General features: G+C 37.2%; 2 protein-coding genes. Both read right to left on the bottom strand.

Features of this window, described 5'->3' with window-relative positions; all coding sequences use genetic code 11:
* Positions 1-332 (bottom strand): SRPBCC family protein (locus AC1DPZ_RS27310; RefSeq protein WP_477409442.1); only part of this gene is annotated, 332 nt, incomplete at its 3' end.
* Between the two features lie 6 nt (positions 333-338).
* Entirely contained in the window at positions 339-662 is a 324-nt protein-coding gene (locus AC1DPZ_RS27305; RefSeq protein WP_477409440.1) for an ArsR/SmtB family transcription factor, read from the bottom strand.
* Positions 663-1315 lie beyond the last annotated feature (653 nt).

Below are 1315 nucleotides of genomic sequence, written 5' to 3'. Positions count from 1 at the left end.
TGAGTGAGGTGTTTAAATTCCAGGAACTCAAGCTGAATGGGAAAGGTTGTGTTCTCCATTTCAAATGTCCGTGTAATTTTCCGGTCGGGAACAAATTCGTGGATTACTCCATTGGCCCGGAATACCACATTTCCCTTAGGATCTGTTGTTTCAAATTGCCAGCCGCCGTGCTTTTTATTTTCGAGTTTCAGCACTTTCGTCCCCATCCATTGCTCAACAATTTCGGGCTCTGCATAAGCTTTAAATAGTAATTCCAATGGCAAATCAAATTCCCTGGTTATTACTAATTCCTGTTTGCCATCTTCGGCATTGATCTTTGTTTTTCGTTCCATATTATACTATTTTTTTGATTGGTAGTTTTTCATTATGGTTTCCAATTTATTAAACCTGTCATCCCACATGTTGCGGAATGGTTCAATAAAGTCTGCTATTTCTTTCATTTTTTTTGCATTACTATGATAGTAAATCTCCCTGCCGTTTTGCTCTTGTTTAAGCAATTCGCACTCGGTTAGTATTTGCAGGTGTTTTGAAACTGTTGGTCTTGCTGTGTTAAAATTCGAGGCTATTGCACCTGCTGTCATGGATTGTGAGGCTACCAACAGCAGTATGGCCCTTCTTGTCGGGTCGGCTATGGCTTGAAATACGTCTCGTCTTAAATTCATCGTGTAGTTATTTGACTACAAATATAAATGTAGTTATTTAACTACGCAATTTTTTTCGTGATTTTTTTAAGAGGCTGTCTAAAAATGATTTATTAAATGTTTTTAGACTTCTAATGAAGCATATATCCACGCGTCATTGTAGGTACGAAGCAATCCCCACCTTACAGAGTAGCTTTGCAAATCCGATCTGCATAGTTTGGGATTGCTTCGTGCCTCGCAATGGCGGTCTGTTTTTTTATTTTTAGACAGCCTCGTAAATTGAGGCTAAAATTTGCCGGATTTGTGAGATAGGCGGATGATAAGTTTTCAATTAATCCGGCTCTATATATCCCGATATAAATTGATTTTTCTTCAAAAAAGTGTATTTATAGTGAAGACAGGAACACTATATAGAAATTAACCAACAAAGAAAAAAGAAGTAAATCACTTTGCGTCTTAGCGTCTTAGCGCGAGATAAATTCAGATATCGAACTACAGTCCGTTAGTTTGATTTTAACCAAAAGTTAATATTTGGGTTTATGATGTTGATTATCAGTCGCATAAGTGTTCCGGTCTTTGTTGATTTTTAAAAAGCTTAAATTGTTGATAATCAGCCATAATGCGTTCCAGAGCGTTCGGTGTGTTCCACTGCACTCAAATGGAACACTTAATAA

The organism is Mucilaginibacter sp. P4_G9 (genome assembly GCF_056400985.1).
Note: the sequence above shows the minus strand (reverse complement) of the source record. Positions and strands in the feature narration are given on the sequence as shown.